Below are 20,778 nucleotides of genomic sequence, written 5' to 3'. Positions count from 1 at the left end.
TTAACGATTAGATTTTTCTTACCATCAGTAAAAAATAGGTTCCGCCGATAAGCGTGGCGACCAGCCCCGCCGGCACTTCATAGGGGAACAAAATCTGTCGGCCGAACCAATCCGCCGACACCATAATCAGCCCGCCCAAACAAGCGGAAATGAGTAACTGATTTGATATGTTTTTCACGCCCAACAGTTGGGTGATTTGCGGCACCAATAAGCCGATAAAAGTTAACGGGCCGATAATCAGGGTGGCAAGTGCGGTCAAAATTGCGGTAAAAAATATCAGGATTCGACGTGTGCGCGGCAAATTCAACCCAAGCGCCTGAGCCATCGGCGCCTGTAAGGCCAGCAGTGCCAGCCAGCGGCAAAAGACTAAACTTGCCGCTAGCAGCAAAATGCTGAGACAGAGAAAAATCAGGGCAAAATCCTGATTGATGTTTTGAGTGGAGCCCGAAGTCCAGGAAATCAGCTGATTTACGCGCGGATCGCCGCTGGCAACGGCTAATCGCTGTAAGGTGTCCAACAAAGCGGACAGGCTGATTCCCGTAAGCAACACTTTTTCCGGTAGCATGCCTTGACGTTGATTGACGGCGACCAGAATCAGCAAGGCGATGAAAGCGCCCAGAATGCCCGCCAGCCAGAACCATTGGGTCTGCTGCGCGGAAAACAGGAAAATCACCGCCAGCACGCCCATTGTGGTCCCCGACGAAACGCCCAGCAGTTCGGGGCTTGCCATCGGATTTAAGGTTAATCGCTGTAGAATCACGCCCGCTACGGCAAGTAAAATACCGACTGATAAAGCAATCAGTACGCGCGGATAACGTAAAGCAAAAATTTGGCGATCCCATTGGTCGGCTAAATCCAACCAATGCCAGCCTTGCAAACTTTGCCCGAACATGAGCGCGACGGCAACGGAAATCGCCGACAGGGCAAGGATAATCGCTAAAAAGTGCGGTGAAAAATTGCGGTGTTTTTTCATTGTGTGTTGCTGCAAACGTCCGCTATGCGGCAAGGCGCGGAACATTAACCAAAGCAGCAACGGCGTGCCGAGTAGTGCGGTGACGGCGCCGGCGGGAAGATTCACGCCGTTAAATTGCGCCAGTAATTGCAAGGATATATCCGTTATCGAAAGCAATAATGCCCCGACAATAAATGAAGCGACGAGTTGTCCTTTCAAGGTGCGCACGCCGAGTTGGCGCACGATGGTGGCGGCCGCTAAGCCGACAAATCCCAGCATTCCCACGGCGGATACCACACAGGCGATTAAAAACGCCGCTACCGCTACGCCGATTAAACGCAATTTACCCACCGGTACGCCCAAACTTTGTGCGTTGGCGTCATTCAGAGTCAAAACGGTTAACGGGCGAATCAGCAAGGCGATAATGGCAAAAGCGGGAATCGCCTGTAGACATAACGCCAGACTGTCGCGCCAGCTTTCCTGAACCAGCGAACCGGCTCCCCATTGCGCCAAACCGCGGGATTCTTCGGGATAAAACAACATCATCATGGAGGAAAACGCACCGAAATACAGATTTACCACTAAGCCGGCTAAAATCAGCAACAGCGGCGACAAGGATTTCCGCATGGCAAGGGTCAACACCAATATCAGGCTGATTGCCGCGCCGAAAACGGCAATGAGGTTCGCTCCGTCTTCCAACCGATTCGGCATAAAAATGGTGCAGAGAAATAATGCGAACTGAGCGCCGCTGCTGATCCCAAGCGTGTTGTCCGACGCTAACGGGTTCGCCGTCACCTGTTGCAGCAACAGACTGGCGAAACCGAGAATGCCGCCCGCCAGTATGGCCATGACGATTCGCGGCAACGTATAATTTTGCACCAACAAAATCTCGAGATTGTCACCGGCAGACCACAATCGGCTGAAATGTGCCGCGGCGGGTAATTGGCTTTGCAGCAGGAAAATAACCAATCCGACAAACAGAATGAAGCCCGGCGCGATCAAGGCGGCAATACGATTTTTCACCATGCTTCGCCTCCGTTTTGTAAGCCGTCTGCCAAGGCTTGGGCAAACCGCTGCGCCGACGGAATGCCGCCGAATGTCCAGATGGCGGGCAAAATGAGCGGATCGCGCGCTATCGTTAAATGCCGCCACAATGTGTTGTATTTTAAGTCCGTCTCAATATTGGCGGGATAAGGTTTAATCACCACAAGACGACTGTTTTGCGGCAATTTCGCCAATTGCGTGAGGTCGATGGTTTCAAATCCCCAGCTATTTTGCGTTCCCGACCAAGCATTTTGTAAACCGAGCTGTGCCAGCACGGCGCCGAACGGACTGTTTGGCGCGTAAATGCGTAAATGGCGGCTGTCAATAAACTGCACCAACGCCAGCGGACGATCGCGGAAAGCCTGTAAGTGCGGGCGAATTTCGGCGAGTTTTTGTTGATAACGCTGTATGAGCCGTTCGAAGGCTTGCGGGCGATTGATGATGTCCGCAACCTGTTTACTGGCGTTTAGGATATTTTGCCAGGCGTCGCCTTCGGCGTAAAAATCGACGCGATGAACCTGTTGGGCGAATCGTTGCAGCAAGGGCGCGGTGGAAGCGTAAAACCCGGTATTGATAAAGATCAGCGGAGCTTTCTGATCCGCGTTTGACAGCGGAATTAACAGTTCCGGATTGGGTTGCATTCTGAGACCGAGATCTAAAGTGTCCGCCGGTAACTGCGGTTGCGCCACCCATTGGCGATAGCTTTTTACGTCTCCTACGGCAACGGGCGGTTCGCCTAAGGCTATCAGCGTTTCGGCAACCGTCCAGTCGAGAGTGGCGATACGGAAATGGGCCGAAGCGCCTTGCAACGGCAAAACGAATAATAAAAGCAGAGCAATCAGCCGATTAGCTGACGATTTATAACGCAGAAATGGGTAAAACGGAGCACGCATTAATAAAAACTTACCGGACGTTGGGTTTCGGGATGCGCGATGACATTCAGGCGTATGCCGTAAATATCCTGCAGTTTTGCGGTGTTCACAATATCGAAGGCATTGCCTTGCGCCAGTAGTTTGCCGTTATGCAGCGCAATAAGATGATCGCAATAACGGGCGGCAAGATTGATGTCGTGAATAACGATGACAATCCCCAAATTCAATTCGTGCGCCAATTTTGTCACTAATTCCATTACATCAACCTGATGAGCGATGTCTAACGCCGCCAAAGGTTCGTCCAGCAGTAAAAATCGACTTTGTTGGGCGAGCAGCATGGCAAGCCAAATACGGGAACGTTCGCCGCCAGATAAAGTGTCCACCAATTGATCGGCAAATTTTTCCGTTCGGGTGAGTGCCAACGCACGGTGAATGGCGTCCGTATCTTTCTTTTTGTTGGCACCGAATAATCCGTTCCAGGCGTAACGTCCCATGGCGATAAGTTCCCGCGCGGTTAAATTGGTCGCTTGCGGTAAATTTTGCGGCAAATAGGCCACTTGTTTGGCAAATTCGCGCGATGTCCATTGCGGCAGCGGTTTACCGTTAAAAGTGATTAAGCCGGACGAGTAGGAATGCTGTTTGGCAAGCAATTTAATCAGGGTTGATTTGCCGGAACCGTTATGCCCGATTAAGCCGTATACTTTCCCCCGTTCGAAAGACAGGGAAAGCGGCGACAGCAATGTTCGTGCGGGAACTTTAAAGGTGACGTCGGTAACGATAAACACAATTTCTCTCAATCATCGGCCATGAATTTAAAGGACGACTATTCTAATTGAAAATAATTCACATTTAAAGTTATTCCGTAATCAAATTTCGCAAAAACCGATTCGTTTAATCATCTGCGCCGTGATGAAAAGTGCGGTCAAAATTTTGTGAGTTTTTACATTGAAACCGAATCGGTTTTCGCTTTCAAATTAATTGCTTTTTGCTGCAAAAATACTTTTCTTTTTTCTTCTTTTTAATGATAAAGTGAGAAACCTGACTAGGTTTTGAGACTTATAGGGGTTTAAAGCGGTCGCAGGGCGGCTTTAAATGAAATATCACCAACCAAATGAAGGAAACATTATGCTAATTGGTGTACCAAGAGAACGGCTCAACGGTGAAACTCGCGTGGCGGCAACGCCAAAAACCGTTGAACAGATTAAAAAGCTCGGCTTTGATGTCATCGTCGAAAATGATGCGGGCTTTAAAGCGAGTTTTGAAGATAATGCCTTTACTGCAGCCGGCGCATCCGTGGGTTCCCAACAGGATGTTTGGAGTGCGGACATTATTTTCAAAGTGAATGCCCCGACGGAAGAGGAAATCGCGCTGATAAAAGACGGGGCGACGCTGGTCAGTTTTATTTGGCCGGCGCAAAATCCGCAATTAATGGAAAAGTTAGCGGCGAAAAAAATTAACGTGCTGGCAATGGATGCCGTGCCGCGTATTTCGCGGGCTCAGGCGCTCGACGCCTTATCTTCCATGGCAAATATTTCGGGCTATCGCGCCGTGATTGAAGCGGCGAACGCTTTCGGCAGTTTCTTTACCGGACAAATTACCGCCGCGGGAAAAGTACCGCCGGCGAAAGTGCTGGTGATTGGTGCGGGCGTGGCCGGTTTGGCGGCTATCGGTGCGGCAAACAGTCTGGGCGCTATCGTGCGCGCTTTTGACTCCCGTCCCGAAGTGAAAGAGCAGGTGAAATCCATGGGCGCCGATTTCTTGGAAATCGATTTTGAAGAAGAAGGCGGTTCCGGCGACGGCTATGCCAAGGTGATGTCGGAAGAATTTAACCGTCGAGCCATGGAACTCTATGCGGCACAAGCGAAAGAAGTGGATATTATCATCACTACCGCTGCGATTCCGGGCAAACCGGCTCCGCGTTTAATCACTAAAGAAATGGTGGATTCCATGAAACCGGGTTCGGTGATTGTGGACTTGGCGGCGTTAACCGGCGGTAACTGCGAATACACCAAAGCGGGTGAAGTGGTCGTGACGGAAAATCAGGTCAAAGTCATCGGTTATACGGATTTTCCGGCCCGTCTGCCGACCCAATCTTCCCAACTTTACGGTACCAATTTAGTCAACCTGTTGAAATTGCTGGCGCCGAATAAAGACGGTCAGATTGATATTAATTTTGATGATGTGGTCTTACGTGGCGTGACGGTTATTCGCGACGGCGAAGTCACCTGGCCGGCTCCGCCGATTCAGGTTTCCGCCCAGCCGCAACAAAAAGCGGCGGCGGCACCGGCGGCGAAGAAAGAAAAAGAACCGATGAATCCGCGTGTGAAATACGGCATTATGGCGGCGATCGTTGTGCTATTCCTGTGGTTGGCGGCGGTGACGCCGGCGTCATTCTTGTCTCATTTTACGGTATTTGTGTTGTCTTGCGTGGTGGGATATTACGTAGTCTGGAACGTCAGTCATGCGCTGCATACGCCGTTAATGGCGGTAACCAATGCCATTTCGGGGATTATTATCGTCGGTGCGGTTTTGCAAATCGCGCAGGGCAGTTTTTATGTCAGCGTTCTGGCGTTTATCGCGATTTTAGTCGCCAGCATCAATATTTTCGGCGGCTTTAAAGTCACTCAACGTATGCTTTCCATGTTTAGAAAAGGTTAAGGAGAAATATAATGTCAGTAGGTTTAGTACAAGCCGCATACATTGTATCGGCATTGCTGTTTATTATGAGCCTGGCGGGTCTTTCTAAACATGAAACGGCAAAAGCGGGTTGTTGGTATGGTATCGTTGGGATGACCATTGCGCTGATTGCAACGATTTTCGGTCCGCAAACCGAAGGTCAGTTCTGGATTATTGTAGCAATGATCATCGGCGCGGTTATCGGTATTCATCGTGCGTTAAAAGTTGAAATGACGGAAATGCCGGAATTAGTCGCCATTCTGCACAGTTTTGTGGGTTTAGCCGCCGTTTTGGTCGGTTTTAACAGTTTTGGTCTGCATGTGGAGCCGGAATTTGTTGCGCCTGTCGGCACGGCGTTTGTCAGCGAAGCGGCGCAACAGGCGGCGAGAGAAGCGTTTGACGCGGAACAGACGGTGTTAAACAACATTCATAACGTAGAAGTGTTCTTAGGCATCTTTATCGGGGCGGTAACCTTTACCGGCTCAGTGGTGGCTTTCGGAAAATTGCGCGGTATAATCAATTCCAAAGCGTTGATGTTACCGCATCGCCATAAATTGAATTTAGCGGCGTTGGTGGTTTCTGCGTTGTTAATGGCGGCATTCTTGAATAATCCGGAAAATATTTTCCCGGTTTTATTGATGACGGCGATTGCTCTTGCTTTTGGCTGGCATTTGGTGGCTTCTATCGGCGGCGCCGATATGCCGGTGGTGGTTTCCATGTTGAATTCTTATTCCGGTTGGGCGGCCGCGGCGGCAGGTTTCATGTTAAACAATGACTTGTTGATTGTGACCGGTGCGTTAGTGGGATCTTCCGGTGCGATTCTGTCTTACATTATGTGTAAAGCCATGAACCGTTCCTTCATTAGCGTGATTGCCGGCGGATTCGGTAACGATATCGTTTCATCTTCCGGTGCCGAACAAGGCGAACACCGCGAGACAACGGCGGAAGAAGTGGCGGAATTGCTGAAAAATGCCGGTTCGGTCATTATTACTCCGGGATATGGTATGGCGGTGGCGCAAGCGCAATATCCGGTTGCGGAAATGACGCAAAAACTGCGCGAACGCGGCGTGAACGTGCGTTTCGGTATTCATCCGGTTGCGGGACGTTTGCCGGGCCACATGAATGTGTTGCTGGCGGAAGCGAAAGTGCCTTATGACGTGGTGCTGGAAATGGATGAAATCAACGATGATTTCGAAGATACCGACGTAGTGTTGGTTATCGGCGCCAATGACACGGTGAATCCGGCGGCATTGGACGATCCGAACAGCCCGATTGCCGGTATGCCGGTGCTGGAAGTATGGAAAGCACAAAATGTGATCGTATTCAAACGGTCAATGGCGGTAGGTTACGCCGGCGTGCAAAATCCGTTATTCTTCAAAGAAAACACTCAAATGTTATTCGGCGATGCCAAAGAACGTGTGGATGACATTTTGAAAGCGTTGTAATTAAGAAAAAAACGTTACGTTTTTCGCCCGTACTTTGATCATTACTGTAAAGTGCGGGCGATTTTTTTATCGTTTTTTAAAGGGATGAACAAGGAGGATGTCAGGCGTTGCTGTAAATTTCGCGGTTGTTCAACCAGCGTTTGATCAGCGCTTCGGCGGTGTCCGGGTATTTGGCTATAAGCTGTTTGGCGTAATGTTGGACTGTCGGGATCATGCGGCGATCGCGCATTAAATCGGCCACTCTGAATTCTGCGATACCGGTTTGTTTGGTTCCCAACACTTCGCCCGGGCCGCGGATTTCCAAATCTTTCTCCGAAATCACGAAACCGTCCTGACTGTCACGCAAAACCTGCAATCGCTTTCGGGAAATTTTACCCAGCGGCGGCTTGTACATTAATACGCAAAATGATGCGGTGCTGCCGCGTCCGACCCGTCCGCGTAATTGATGCAACTGCGACAAACCGAGCCGCTCGGCGTTTTCGATAATCATCAGGCTGGCGTTGGGAACGTCCACTCCCACTTCAATGACGGTGGTGGCGACTAACAGATCCAGTTCGGCCGCCTTGAAACGCGCCATAATGTCCTGTTTTTCGGCGGGCTTCATACGCCCGTGAACCAATCCGATCCGCAAATGGGGTAGCGCTTTTTGCAAATCTTCCGCGGTGGCTTCCGCCGCCTGCGCTTCCAGCACTTCGCTTTCATCGATAAGCGTGCAAACCCAATAAGCCTGACGTTTTTCATGGGCGCAGGCGTGGTGTACGCGCGCGACAATTTCCGCGCGGCGCTCTTCCGACATCACCACGGTGGTGATGGGCGTGCGTCCCGGCGGCAGTTCGTCGATAACGGAAGTATCCAAATCGGCGTAAACCGTCATTGCCAGGGTGCGGGGAATCGGGGTGGCGGTCATGATCAGCTGGTGTGGATAAACGCCCGAATTTTCGCCTTTTTCACGTAACATTAAACGTTGATGCACACCGAAACGGTGTTGTTCGTCGATAATCACCAAAGCAAGATCGGCGAATTTCACTTCTTCCTGAAACAGCGCGTGAGTGCCGACCACCATTTGTACTTCGCCCTGTTGAATTTCACTCAATACGGCCTGGCGCGCTTTACCTTTCACTTTGCCGGCCAGCCAGCCCACGCGGAGATTAAAAGGTTCCAGCCAGCGACGGAAGTTTTCCGCGTGCTGTTCCGCCAGAATTTCCGTCGGCGCCATTAACGCTACCTGCTTGCCGTTGTCGACAGCGGCGATGGCGGCTAAGGCGGCGACTAAGGTTTTACCTGAACCGACATCGCCCTGGACCAAACGCATCATAGGATGCGATTGCGCCAAATCCCGCTCGATATCGGCGGTGACGCGTAACTGCGCGTTGGTGGGGCGGAAAGGGAGTTGCGCCAGAAAGCGTTGTTTTAAATCCGTTTGATGAACCAGCGGCAAAGCGTAATGTTGCTGCGTACCAAGCCGGACTTTCTGCATCGCCAGATTATGCGCCAATAACTCTTCAAAAATTAACCGCACTTGCGCCGGATGTTGACCTTTTTCTAAGGTTTCCAGCGACACGTCCGGCGGCGGACGGTGCAGAAAACGCAGCGCCTCTTTCAGGCTGAAAGGATGCGGGTTAAATTCATCGGGCAAAATTTCCGTCAGCTGAACTTTATCCAGCAACGCCAGTGCCTGATCCGTTAATTTCCGCAATGACGCCTGTTTTAAACCTTCAGTGGCGGCGTAAACCGGAGTGAGCGTTTCTTCCAGTTGAATGGGGTGATTATCGCGAATGATTTGGTATTCGGGATGATGAATTTCCGCCATAAACCGGCCGCGCTTAATTTCGCCGAAAGCCTTAATCCGTGCGCCGATTTGAAAACCGTTGCGCATGCCGGCGTTAAAATTGAAAAAGCGCAACATGATTTTTGAGCTGCCGTCGGATAGGCTGACGGTCAGAATCGGTCGTCGTCCGAATTGCACTTCGCAAGTTTGCACCGTGCCTTCGATGGTGGCGTATTGTTCGGGACGGACATCGGCGATAGGCGTAATGTGGGTGCGATCTTCGTAACGGGCGGGCAGATGGAACAATAGATCCTGCAGATTATTGATGCCGATTCGGCTTAATTTGGCGGCAACCGCCGCACCCACGCCGGACAGTGTGGTAAGCGGAACGGCATCAAGTAATTGCGTAGTCATCGGTTCGGCACCGTTTCGAAAATTGTTAAGCGTTGATATTGCGTTTAACGCCCGTCACGCCCGATACGCGACGAATGAGATGAATAATGCGCGCCAAATGTTCCGTATCTTTTGCCGTGACTAACAGAATCGCCAGACTTTCTTCATCGGCGTCTTCGGTCCAAATGCTGTGTACCGTGCTTTGTGCCGCAGAAATCGCATTCATTAAACGGCCCAAAGTGGATTGGGTTTGCATCTGAATGCGTAATTCCGCTTCAAATTCGCTTTGTTCGTTATCCAGCGACACCGGCACAAGGTGGTCGGTATGTTTGCGTAAATTGATGCATTGCTGATGGTGCACGGTGATTTCTTTGGCCGACGTTTCATAACCGGCAACGGGATCGCCCGGAATCGGGTGACAACATTTGGCGCAATGAAGCGGCAGCTTATTGTCGGAAAGTGCGGTCGGATTTTCATGAGTTTTTAAGGTTTGACGGATTTTCGATTTGGCGCGTCCCGTCACCACAAAATTCAACCAACCGGCTTTTGGTCGGGCGTTCGGCGAAGTGATAATTTCAACGGTTTGTCCCGAAACCAACGGCTGAGACAGCGGATAATCGGCACGTTCCACTTTGGCGCCCACACAGGAATTGCCTACGTCAGTGTGTACCGCATAGGCAAAATCCACCGGGGTGGCGCCTTCCGGCAGCTCGATAATCCGTCCTTTCGGGGTAAAAACATAAATTTCATGAGAGAACAAATCGGATTTAACACTTTCAATAAATTCGAAAGAATTGCCCGCACTTTGCTGTAAATCGATGATATTCTGCAGCCAGTTTTGTGCTTTAATTTGAGCGGTCGTACCGTCGTTTTTGCCGCCTTGTTTGTAAACCCAATGCGCCGTCACGCCCATTTTGGCGATTTGATCCATTTCTTCCGTACGGATTTGCACTGCAACCGGCACGCCCTTCGGACCGATGGTAAAAGTATGTAAAGCCTGATAACCGTTGGATTTCGGCACGGCGATGTAATCTTTAATTTGGCCCGGTCTCGGTTTATAGAAACTGTGAATGCAACCCAGCGCCCGATAGCAATCGTCTATGGTGGTCACGACCACGCGAAAGTTGTAAATATCCAGAATCGAACGGAATTTTTGTTCGCGTTGGCGCAAGGATTTGTAAATGTAATACAACGGCTTTTCGCGACCGTACACCCGCGACGGAATATAGGCGGCGCGTAGTCGTTGTTCAAGTTCTTCCAGAATCGGTTCGATGAGCTCGTGCTGGTTGCCGCGGGTGTTTTCGATAACCTTGGTTAACACGGCGTAACGTTTGGGATGCATCGCCTGAAAGCATAAATCTTCCAGCTCGTTTTTCACATGTTCGATACCGAGACGATGAGCCAGCGGGCTATAAATTTCCAGGGTTTCTTTAGCGATACGGCGACGTTTATCGGGACGCAACGAACCCAGCGTTCGCATATTATGAGTGCGGTCGGCCAGTTTAATTAACACCACGCGAATATCTTTCGTCATGGCGAGAATCATTTTACGGAAACTTTCCGCCTGCGCTTCCTGGCGCGTCCGGAATTTCAGTTTGTCCAGTTTGGATACGCCGGCCACGATTTCGGCGACGTTTTGCCCGAATTCCGCGGCAAGTTGTTCTTCGGTATAAGGCGTGTCTTCGATGACATCATGAAGCAGTGCGGCCATGACCGCTTCGTGATCGAGGCGCATTTGCGCAATAATACTTGCGACGGCCACGGGATGTGTGATGTACGGTTCGCCGCTGGAGCGGAATTGTCCTTCGTGGGCGTCGCGCGCAATCACGAATGCGCGCTTCACCAATTCGATTTGCTCGGGGGGCAAATATTCCTGAATAATGTGATCTAAAGGTTCAAACAAATCCATAAGTCCCCCTTAAAATTATTCAAAAATCGACCGCACTTTTAATAGAATTAAGCGGTCAATAAAGAAATGGCGGCTTCTTCGCTCTGATTTTGCAATAACGCGTCCTGACGCTCTTGCGCATCCATAATATCGTCGTTGATTAAGCCTTTTTCGATTTCCCGTAACGCAATCACGGTCGGTTTGTCGTTGTCTTCCGGTACCAAGGGTTCGCGTTGATTTAACTGCAACTGTCTTGCTCGACGGGCTGCGGTTAAAATTAAATCAAAACGGTTACCGATTTTTTCCACTGCATCTTGCACTGTTACGCGCGCCATAATTATTTACTCCAAATTTATTCTTTTAAGTTCGTTTTAAAGGATTTTTAATCATACTAAAGTGCGGTCTGTTTTGCCAGTAATTCCTGAATTAATGCGCGATTTTGTGTTTCCTGATAAGCCAGAGTTAATTTTTCCGCCCGCAGAATGTGGACTAAATCCGCCAATGCCTGATGAAAATCGTCGTTTACGATCACATAATCGTATTCGTTGTAATGGGATATTTCATCCACCGCTTTCGACATGCGATCCGCGATTACCTCGGCGCTGTCCTGACCGCGTCCGATAAGGCGGCGCTCCAGTTCCTGCAAAGAAGGCGGAAGAATAAAAATACTTTTTACATTCGGCACTTTTTGGCGAATTTGTTGAGCGCCCTGCCAGTCGATGTCCAGAAAAACGTCAATCCCCGCGGCGAGGTTTTTTTCGATTGCCGGCAGGGAGGTGCCGTAATAGTTGCCGCCGAACACTTTGGCGTATTCCAAAAAGGCGTCCTGTTCAATCAGAGTTTCGAATTCTTCGACGTTCACAAAATGGTAATGCACGCCGTTTTGTTCGCCGGGACGGGGTGGGCGCGTGGTGTGGGAAACGGCCACCGTCATGGAGTTTTGCGTATCGTTTTTCAGCAGTGCCGCGATGAGTGACGATTTGCCCGCGCCGCTCGGGGCGGAAAGGATGTATAAATTGCCTTGAGCCATGGTTTTACCTCTGTTCTTTTTGCTTCATTATGCCAAATTTTACGCAAAAGTGCGGTGAAATTTTTCATAGTTTTTTGAATCGTTTGGAATTGTGCGGGGAAACGGGAAAATTTGACATAGATCACGAAATACTTATCTGTTATAGTTATTTCCGTAGTCTGGATTGTTCTGTAAGGAAACCGTGCTATAATCACGAAGTAACAGGTAGATACTTAATCATGAGTAAATCGGACTGTAATAATTTTGTTTAACTTAGAAAAGAAGGTGAAAATCTTATGGCAATTAAAATTGGTATCAATGGTTTCGGTCGTATCGGTCGTATCGTATTCCGTGCTGCACAACAACGTGATGATATCGAAGTTGTGGGTATCAACGATTTAATCGATGTTGAGTACATGGCATACATGCTGAAATATGATTCAACTCACGGTCGTTTCGATGGTTCGGTTGAAGTGAAAGACGGTAACTTGGTGGTTAACGGTAAATCTATCCGTGTAACGGCTGAACGTGATCCGGCGAACTTAAACTGGGGCGCAATCGGTGTTGATATCGCAGTTGAAGCGACAGGTTTATTCTTAACGGACGAAACCGCTCGTAAACACATTACCGCAGGTGCGAAAAAAGTAGTTATGACCGGTCCTTCAAAAGACGCCACTCCAATGTTCGTACGCGGCGTTAACTTCAACGCATACGCAGGCCAGGACATCGTATCCAACGCATCTTGTACAACTAACTGTTTAGCGCCGTTAGCCCGTGTTATTCACGAAACTTTCGGTATCAAAGACGGTTTAATGACAACCGTTCACGCAACAACGGCAACACAAAAAACCGTTGACGGTCCTTCAATGAAAGACTGGCGCGGCGGCCGCGGTGCAGCTCAAAACATCATCCCGTCATCAACCGGTGCGGCAAAAGCCGTGGGTAAAGTATTACCTGCATTGAACGGTAAATTAACCGGTATGGCGTTCCGTGTTCCTACACCAAACGTTTCCGTTGTTGACTTAACCGTGAACTTAGAAAGACCAGCTTCGTACGAAACCATTAAAGCGGCGATCAAAGATGCGGCGGAAGGTAAAACTTTCAACGGCGAATTGAAAGGCGTTTTAGGTTACACTGAAGATGCCGTAGTTTCTACGGACTTCAACGGTTGCGCATTAACTTCCGTATTCGATGCCGACGCTGGTATCGCATTAACCGATACTTTCGTGAAATTGGTATCTTGGTACGATAACGAAACCGGTTATTCAAACAAAGTATTAGACTTAGTAGCGCATATCTACAACTACAAAGGTTAATTCTCTTTGTTAGAATAAACGGAAGACCGCATGAAAGTGCGGTCTTTTTTTTGACTGTTTTTACGGCAATGATGAAATCGGTTTAAGAAGCGTTCGGTTATCAGCATAAAAAATGCGGCTAAATTTGCCCGCACTTTTGGATCAACGGTTAAATTATTTGCCGAGCCGCCGGATTATCCCGCCGGCTTGGCGTCTTCAATCGGGACATATTGAGGCGCTGCGGGTTGTGCCGGTTGAACGATAATCGGTGCGGCGCCGCCCGGTTGCGCTTCGACCACTTCCGGTCTGTCGCCGCTACAGAAATTCTGATTTTTATTCGCCCACACGGGGATATTTCTGACCGGACTGTAACAATCCCAACTGCCGTAACTGTTAATTCCCACCCATTTTATGTCATTCGGTTTGTTCGGTTTTAACGGTGTTGCCGTGGTGCGTTTTAGATAATCTTTATACAAATATAATGCGCCGCTGGCGCCGGTGAGTCTGGTTTCGCCGTTATCATCGCGACCCAGCCAAACCGTTGTCACATTTTCGCCGTCAATACCGACAAACCAGGTATCTCTTGCGTCGTTTGTGGTGCCGGTTTTTCCCGCCAAATGCAGATCGGCGTAATTTTCCTGCAGACTGCGTCCGGTGCCGCGTTCCACCGCTTGCTGCATGGCGTAAACGGTTTGGAACGCCGCTTCGGCAGGCACGACTTGTTCCGCTTCGGTATTATGCCGATAAATAACATTTCCTTGCCGATCGTTAACGCTTTCAATGGTGGAAAGCGGGATTTTGCCGCCGTTGTTGGCAATTACCTGATAAAGTTTCGTGACGTCGTAAGGCGAAATGGAATATGAGCCGAGCAGCATTGACGGCACCCGGGGAATTTTGACTCTGTCCCAGCCCATCGCTTGCTGAGTTTCGATGACTTTCTTCAAACCGACTTTCATGCCCAGATTGACCGTCGGAATATTGAGGGAGCGCGCCAATGCGTCAACCATCAGCACGGAACCGCCGTAATGTTTGTCATAGTTGCGCGGTTGCCAGGGCGGACTGCCTTTCACGTTGATGGTAATCGGACGATTGTTCAACGGCGTGTTTAAACGGAATGATTCCGGCTGAGTAAGTGCGGTCAAATAAACGGAAGGTTTTACCAGCGAGCCGATTTGTCGTTGCGCCATGGTCGCGCGGTTAAAGCCCGCGTAATTGGTTTGGGTGCCGCCCACCACCGCGCGAATTTCCCCTTTTTTATAATCGGCGATGATCATAGCCGATTGCAGCGCGGGATTTTTGGTGCGTAACTGTAATTCCGCCGTCGCGTTAATCACGGTTTGTTCGGCGTAACTTTGTTGTTTCAGATCCAGCGTGCTGAAAATCCGCGCGCCCTGTAAGCGACCTTCTCTGTTTTCGCCTAAATTTTCACGCAGTTCAGCCTGCATAGTTTGGATGAAAGCCGGATAATTTCGCGCAATTTTTCCTCGTTCTTGCACGCCAAGCGGGCGTTTGCTGAGCGTGTCGTACAATTCCTGATCGATCATTTGGTGTTCCAGCATTAAGCGCAGCACCACGTTTCGCCGTTCGAGAGCGTTGTTCGGATTACGCCAAGGATTGTACAAAGAAGGGCCTTTCACCATGCCTACCAGAAGTGCGATTTGATCCAGATTAATTTCGCGAACCGGTAATCCGAAATAGAAATGACTTGCCAGCTCGAAACCGTGTACTTGGGAATCGCCGTTTTGTCCGAGATAGACTTCGTTCAGATAGGTTTCGAGAATGGTATTTTTGTCGTAACGTAAATCCAGCATTACCGCCATAAAGGCTTCGTTGATTTTTCGGCTGAGCGAACGTTCGTTGGTTAGGAAAAGGTTTTTGACTAACTGCTGAGTGAGCGTACTGCCGCCTTGCACCGTGTGACCGGCGCGGAAATTGGTATACATGGCGCGCGCGATACCCAATGGGCTCACGCCGCCATGTTCATAAAAACGGCGATCTTCGGTTAAAATCAGTGTGTCGATCAATAAACGAGGATAGTTTTGCAGCGGTATCGCTAGGCGTTCTTCTTTTTCCTCTCCCGATTGCAGCATGGCAATGAGTTTAGGCGCCAGGCGAAATTCATCAATCGCTTTCAGATTGATTAAATCTTCAATGACGGCTAATTTTTGATTATCGTTGAAACGCAGACGAAAAACCCGCTGAGCTTCGGGATGTTCCGGAAATGGAAAGGCGCGGCGCAAAAGGACGATGGTGTTGTCTTCGATTTTGAAGTCGCCCGGCGCGGCAACCAGCGTGGTTTGGCGATAATCGTTATCAAGCAACAGTTGTTTGACTTGCTCGAGAGATAATTTATCCGCCAGGCGAATGCTCTGAATCCGGCTGTACACTTCGGCGGGCAGGCGCCAGACTTGTCCGTCCATTTTGGAGCGGATTTGACCGTCTAAATAAATTCCGTAAAACGCAAATAACGACGCGCCGGTAAATGCGATTTTTAGGGCGGTCATTTTCCAGGTTTGGGTCCAAGGTACCGTATTTTTGACGTTTTCGTTAGATTTTGAGGAAGTATTTCGTTGTTCGCCTGCCATATTAAATGCCGTTTTAACGTTTGTTTTTCTCGGAAACGAAAAGATTCTAGCATATTATTCTGAAAAACGAGTAAAAATTTGACCGCACTTTTTGGGTTAAACGGGCGCTTATGGCTTGTGCGGGACGGGTTGGTTATTGAATAAAGTCCTGATAGGAACGTAAAAAATGTTCGAAATCTTCCAAGCCGCAAAAAGCGATGCTTTCCGCGTCGTAATAATGAAAATTTTGCTCCAATTCCTGTTCGGGATCGGCCGTAATGTCGAGATTATTGGCTTTTACCATCACTTCGTCGGCGCGAATAAACAGACTGTATTCCTTGCCGATTAGGCAACTTTCCCGCTCGCCGTTATGGTTTTGCGCTTTGGCGATTTCCGCAAGTGCGGTGAAAATTAATGAAGAATTTGACCGCACTTCGATGTTAAACCAATTCGCCAGCGCAATGTGTTCCATGGAACATTTCGCCACGATATCGCCGTGCAAGGAGGTGAATTGGAAATCCATCGCGCGTACCCGGTCGCCGGTTAGATGCTGAAAGATGAACCGCAGCCGCAGGTGCTGGAGGCATTCGGGTTTTGCACCACAAAACGGGAACCTTCCAGGCCTTCGGTGTAATCTACCGTGCCGCCGATTAAATATTGCAAACTCATCGGATCAATCACCAGCTGCACGCCGGCATTTTCTACGGTCAGGTCGCCTTCGTTCACTTTTTCATCGAAGGTGAAACCGTATTGGAAGCCGCTGCAACCGCCGCCCGTAATATAAACGCGTAATTTAAGATCCGGATTTTCTTCGTCGGTAATTAAACTTTTTACTTTATTGGCTGCCGCGTCGGTAAAGGTGAGCGGCACTGAAATATCTGACATAATTGCTTTCCTACTTTCTACTCAAAAAATTAATTCGCTCATTATCTAATAACCGACTGATTCGTTCAAGGATATTTTCACTCCCGCCCGTTTAATGCTATGATACGCGCGCTATTTAGGAGATAATTATGGCTATTCCGTTAAGAACAGAAGAAGAACTGGAAAAGATTCGCATTGCCTGCAAATTAGCGTCTGACGTGCTGGTAATGATTGAAGAGCATATTAAAGAAGGTGTCACCACCGGTGAGCTGGATCGTATTTGTCACGAATACATCGAAAAAGTACAGGGCGGGAAGCCCGCCAACGTGGGATATCACGGTTTCAAACATGCAACCTGCATTTCTTTGAACGAAGTGGTGTGCCACGGTATTCCGAGTTTCGAGAAAAAACTGAAAAAAGGCGACATTCTGAATCTCGATGTCACCGTGATCAAAGACGGTTATTTCGGCGACAATTCCAAAATGTACGTAGTGGGCGAACCCAGCACGCGCGATAAACGTTTGTGCGAAGTGACGCAGGAATGCCTGTATCAGGGCATTCGGGCGGTGAAACCGGGCGCACGTTTGAATTCCATCGGCAAAGCCATTCAGGAATACGCGGAAAAGGAAGGATTCAGCGTAGTGCGCGAATATTGCGGCCACGGCATCGGCGACGTATATCACGCGGAACCGCAAGTTCTGCATTATTATGCGGACGACGGCGGCGTGATTTTGCGCAAAGGCATGGTGTTCACTATCGAACCGATGATTAACGCCGGCAAAAAAGAAGTGCGTCTGATGGGCGACGGCTGGACGGTAAAAACCAAAGACCGTAGCCATTCCGCGCAATACGAACACGAAATTGTGGTGACGGACGACGGTTGCGAAGTGATGACGATTCGCGAAGAAGAAGAAAAAGAAGGTCGCATTTCCCGTTTTATGGTGAATGCGTAATACGGCTTAAGGCGGGCTTGCGGGTTCGCCTTTTTATATTCAGGTGAACGCCCATGAATCCATGCTGTCCGAACGACATCAAATCCCAACTCCAGTCTTTAAAGCAAACGGAGCTCGATCATTTTCCGCAAACGGATGTGAATCGGCTCATTTGCCGGCGTACGGCATTTTATGACGATTTATTGATTCGCCTCTGGCGGCAATTCGGATTGGCGCAAACGGCGCTTTCGCTGGTTGCCGTGGGCGGTTACGGACGCAAAGAAATGTTTCCGTTATCGGATTTGGATTTTCTGATTTTGAGCGAACAGAAAAATACGCCGGAGATCGAACAAAAAATTGCGAGTTTTATCCAATTTTTATGGGATTGCGGTTTTGATGTGGGCGCGAGCGTGCGGACGCTGGCGGAATGTGCCGAGGAAGGACGGGCGGATCTGACTATCGCCACCAATTTGTTAGAAAGCCGTTTATTGACGGGCGATGAAAAAACGTTCAAAAAATTGACCGCACTTTTAAACCGGCCGGATTTTTGGAATCGCGAAACCTTTTTCAACGCGAAAGTACAGGAAAAAAACGAACGCTATGCCCGTTATCACAACACCAGTTATAATCTGGAGCCGGACATTAAATACAGTCCGGGCGGTTTGCGCGATTTGCATTTTATTTACTGGATCGCTTTGCGCCACAATAACACGCTGACGCTGGAAGAGATTTTGCAATCGGGCTTTATCTATCCGGAAGAATACGACATGTTGCAGCAAAGCCAGCAATTCCTGTTCAAAGTGCGCTTTGCCTTACATCTTATTTTGAAGCGTTACGATAACCGTTTGTTGTTTGATCGTCAGATCAAAGTCGCCGAATTACTGGGATTTCAGGGAGAAGGCAATCACGGCGTCGAACAAATGATGAAAATGTTCTTTCAGGCGTTGAGGACGATTTCCGGCCTGAGCGATATTTTAACCCGCCATTACCGCGAACATTTCCTGCAGAATAAAAGTGCGGGAGAAATTCAGCAGATTTTTTTGGATCGCCATTTTCTGCTACAAAATAACGAAATTCTGTTGATGCGGCAGGATATTTTTGAGCGACAGCCCGAAGTCATGCTGGATTTATTTTATCATTTAACCGCTTATCCGCATGCCGAAATTCATTCGGATACCTTGCGTAAGCTGCATATTGCGTTGCGTCAGCAACAAACGCCGTTGTGCGAATCGGCGGCGGCGCGGGAAAAGTTTTTGCGTCTGTTCAGTCAGCCGAAAGCCATCGCCCGCGCTTTGGTGCCGATGCACCAATACGGCGTGCTGACGGCGTATATTCCGCAATGGAAAGCCATTGTGGGGTTAATGCAGTTTGATTTGTTTCATGCATACACCGTAGACGAGCATACGATTCGGGTGCTGTTGCATTTGGAAAGTTTTCTGGATGAAAAAACGCGGGCCATTCATCCCATTTGTTCCGCCATTTTCTCGCAAAATTCCGACCGCACTTTACTGTATATCACCGCCTTGTTTCATGATATCGCCAAAGGGCGAGGCGGCGATCATGCCGCGCTGGGCGCGCAGGATATTGCGTCTTTCGCCGGGTTGCACGGTTTCGACGGGCGGGAAATCGAGACCATGGCTTGGTTGGTGAAAAAACATCTGTTAATGTCCGTTACCGCGCAACGGCGCGATATTCATGATCCGGAAGTGGTGATGGCGTTTGCGGAAGAAGTGCAAAATAAAGTGCGGCTGGATTGGTTGATTTGTCTAACCGTGGCGGACATTTGCGCTACCAATTCCAATTTATGGAACGATTGGAAGCGCGCCTTGTTCGCCACGCTTTATCAATATACCCGCCAGCAATTTGAACAAGGCATGGATCAGCCGCTCGACAGCGAAGAACAGGCGGAAGAAAATAAACGACGGGCGTTGGCGATTTTGCAAAACCAAGGTTTTTTAGAAGATGTTGCGCCGCTGTGGGCGCGCTGTCCGGACGACTATTTCCTGCGCAGCACGCCGAAAGAATTGGCGTGGCACGCCGCGTTGTTAACGGATTTCCGCGGGGAAATACTGGTAAAAATCAGCAATCGTTTTTCGCAAGGCGGAACCGCCGTTTTCCTGTATTGTCGGGATCAGCCGCAGCTTTTCCATAAAGTCGTCAGTACCATCGGCGCCAAAAAACTCAGTATTCACAGTGCGCAAATCAGTACCGGTTTAGACGGTTACGTGCTGGATACTTTTGTGGTGACGGAACTGAACGGCGCATTACTGAAAGGCGATCGTCGCCGCGAGCTGGAAAAAGCCGTTACCGAGACGTTGCTTTCCGGTAAAACCCCGAAACTCAGCACCTTAGGCAATCATAAATTACAGCCGTTTAATGTGAAAACGGACGTGCGTTTTTTAAATACGGAAAAAGAGACGCATACGGAAATGGAATTGGTAGCGTTGGATAAAGCGGGCTTGTTGGCGGAGGTCAGCCAAATTTTCAGTGAACTGAATTTGAATCTGCTGAATGCCAAAATCACCACGACGGGCGAAAAAGCGGAAGATTTTTTCATGTTAACCAATTTGCAGAATCAGGCGTTGAGTCAAAACGAACGCGACGAGCTGGAAGTGCGGTTAAAAAATCGATTAAATTTGCCGGCCCGCTAAGACCGGCAACAGTTTAAATGCAATGAGGACAGGATAACTCATTAATAATCGGGCAATTTTCGGAATCGTCTCCCGGACATTGCTGCGCCAGTTTCATCAGCCGTTCACGCATAGACTGCAACTGCCGAATCTGCGTATCGATTTCCGTAATTCGCGTCATCGTCCGTTCTTTCACATCCGCGCTACGACGGTGCGGATTTTTGTATAATTCCAGCAATTCCTTGCAGACAGGCAACGAAAAACCCACCTGACGCGCCTGATGAAGCAGAGTCAGCTCTTCAATGTGAGTCGAATTATATTGCCGATAACCGTTTGCCGCACGGGCGGGCGGCGTGATAAGCCCTTTTTCTTCGTAAAACCGAATGGATTTTGGCGTAAGCCGGGTTTTTCGTGCGATTTCCGTAATATTCATGATTTTTTATACT

The 20,778-nt window shown here is 49.2% G+C and carries 16 protein-coding genes; 5 read left to right on the top strand and 11 right to left on the bottom strand.

Going from position 1 to position 20,778, the window contains the following annotated elements; genetic code table 11:
• Positions 1-7: 7 nt before the first annotated feature.
• From fhuB to P7M01_RS07355, 3 genes are read right to left on the bottom strand one after another with little or no spacing between them, the layout of a single operon-like run.
• Positions 8-1,978: a Fe(3+)-hydroxamate ABC transporter permease FhuB gene (gene fhuB / locus P7M01_RS07365; protein ID WP_317483436.1), complete on the bottom strand. Its 1,971-nt coding sequence runs from the start codon at positions 1,976-1,978 to the stop codon at positions 8-10.
• On the bottom strand, positions 1,972-2,889 hold the full coding sequence (locus tag P7M01_RS07360) for an iron-siderophore ABC transporter substrate-binding protein (protein WP_317483435.1): 918 nt from the start codon (positions 2,887-2,889) through the stop codon (positions 1,972-1,974). The genes fhuB and P7M01_RS07360 overlap by 7 nt, the downstream gene beginning before the upstream one ends.
• Positions 2,889-3,653, bottom strand: a complete 765-nt coding sequence (locus P7M01_RS07355) for an ABC transporter ATP-binding protein (RefSeq protein WP_317480315.1) — start codon at positions 3,651-3,653, stop codon at positions 2,889-2,891. The genes P7M01_RS07360 and P7M01_RS07355 overlap by 1 nt, the downstream gene beginning before the upstream one ends.
• A 340-nt stretch (positions 3,654-3,993) precedes the next feature.
• Between P7M01_RS07355 and pntA the strand changes: the two genes are divergently transcribed.
• Positions 3,994-5,526, top strand: coding sequence for a Re/Si-specific NAD(P)(+) transhydrogenase subunit alpha (gene pntA / locus P7M01_RS07350; protein WP_317483434.1), 1,533 nt, complete (start codon positions 3,994-3,996; stop codon positions 5,524-5,526).
• Between the two features lie 11 nt (positions 5,527-5,537).
• A complete protein-coding gene (gene pntB, locus P7M01_RS07345) occupies positions 5,538-6,989 on the top strand; it encodes a Re/Si-specific NAD(P)(+) transhydrogenase subunit beta (protein ID WP_317483433.1) in 1,452 nt (483 codons plus the stop codon).
• A gap of 100 nt (positions 6,990-7,089) precedes the next feature.
• Here pntB and recG read toward each other — a convergent pair whose 3' ends face one another.
• The 4 genes from recG to gmk are packed head-to-tail and all read right to left on the bottom strand — an operon-like array spanning position 7,090 to position 12,068.
• A complete protein-coding gene (gene recG, locus P7M01_RS07340; protein ID WP_317483432.1) occupies positions 7,090-9,171 on the bottom strand; it encodes an ATP-dependent DNA helicase RecG in 2,082 nt (693 codons plus the stop codon).
• 25 nt (positions 9,172-9,196) lie between these two features.
• Positions 9,197-11,059: a RelA/SpoT family protein gene (locus P7M01_RS07335; protein WP_202935798.1), complete on the bottom strand. Its 1,863-nt coding sequence runs from the start codon at positions 11,057-11,059 to the stop codon at positions 9,197-9,199.
• 47 nt (positions 11,060-11,106) lie between these two features.
• On the bottom strand, positions 11,107-11,373 hold the full coding sequence (gene rpoZ, locus P7M01_RS07330) for a DNA-directed RNA polymerase subunit omega (RefSeq protein ID WP_202935797.1): 267 nt from the start codon (positions 11,371-11,373) through the stop codon (positions 11,107-11,109).
• Between the two features lie 56 nt (positions 11,374-11,429).
• Entirely contained in the window at positions 11,430-12,068 is a 639-nt protein-coding gene (gene gmk / locus P7M01_RS07325; protein WP_317483431.1) for a guanylate kinase, read from the bottom strand.
• Between the two features lie 275 nt (positions 12,069-12,343).
• Here gmk and gap point away from each other — a divergent pair, with 275 nt between their 5' ends.
• Complete coding sequence (gene gap, locus P7M01_RS07320; RefSeq protein WP_317483430.1) at positions 12,344-13,363, top strand: type I glyceraldehyde-3-phosphate dehydrogenase; 1,020 nt, start codon at positions 12,344-12,346, stop codon at positions 13,361-13,363.
• A gap of 173 nt (positions 13,364-13,536) precedes the next feature.
• Here gap and mrcB read toward each other — a convergent pair whose 3' ends face one another.
• The 3 genes from mrcB to erpA all read right to left on the bottom strand — a co-directional run bounded on the left by mrcB (position 13,537) and on the right by erpA (position 16,791).
• Positions 13,537-15,927 (bottom strand): penicillin-binding protein 1B, encoded by a 2,391-nt coding sequence (gene mrcB / locus P7M01_RS07315; RefSeq protein ID WP_317483429.1) that lies wholly within the window; start codon positions 15,925-15,927, stop codon positions 13,537-13,539.
• A 133-nt stretch (positions 15,928-16,060) separates the two neighbouring features.
• Entirely contained in the window at positions 16,061-16,429 is a 369-nt protein-coding gene (locus P7M01_RS07310) for a YacL family protein (protein ID WP_202935793.1), read from the bottom strand.
• Between the two features lie 20 nt (positions 16,430-16,449).
• On the bottom strand, positions 16,450-16,791 hold the full coding sequence (erpA, locus tag P7M01_RS07305) for an iron-sulfur cluster insertion protein ErpA (protein ID WP_202935792.1): 342 nt from the start codon (positions 16,789-16,791) through the stop codon (positions 16,450-16,452).
• A gap of 128 nt (positions 16,792-16,919) precedes the next feature.
• Between erpA and map the strand changes: the two genes are divergently transcribed.
• Together map and glnD are read left to right on the top strand one after the other, a co-directional pair.
• Positions 16,920-17,723: a type I methionyl aminopeptidase gene (gene map / locus P7M01_RS07300; protein WP_317475900.1), complete on the top strand. Its 804-nt coding sequence runs from the start codon at positions 16,920-16,922 to the stop codon at positions 17,721-17,723.
• Between the two features lie 53 nt (positions 17,724-17,776).
• On the top strand, positions 17,777-20,353 hold the full coding sequence (glnD, locus tag P7M01_RS07295; protein ID WP_317483428.1) for a bifunctional uridylyltransferase/uridylyl-removing protein GlnD: 2,577 nt from the start codon (positions 17,777-17,779) through the stop codon (positions 20,351-20,353).
• Between the two features lie 13 nt (positions 20,354-20,366).
• On the opposite strand, the gene cueR is transcribed toward glnD, so the two are convergent.
• Positions 20,367-20,765, bottom strand: a complete 399-nt coding sequence (gene cueR, locus P7M01_RS07290; protein WP_202935789.1) for a Cu(I)-responsive transcriptional regulator — start codon at positions 20,763-20,765, stop codon at positions 20,367-20,369.
• Positions 20,766-20,778: the final 13 nt, after the last annotated feature.

Origin of the sequence: Exercitatus varius (genome assembly GCF_029577735.1) — a bacterium.
Lineage (GTDB): Bacteria > Pseudomonadota > Gammaproteobacteria > Enterobacterales > Pasteurellaceae > Exercitatus > Exercitatus varius.
This window is presented reverse-complemented; position numbering and strand designations above follow the sequence as displayed.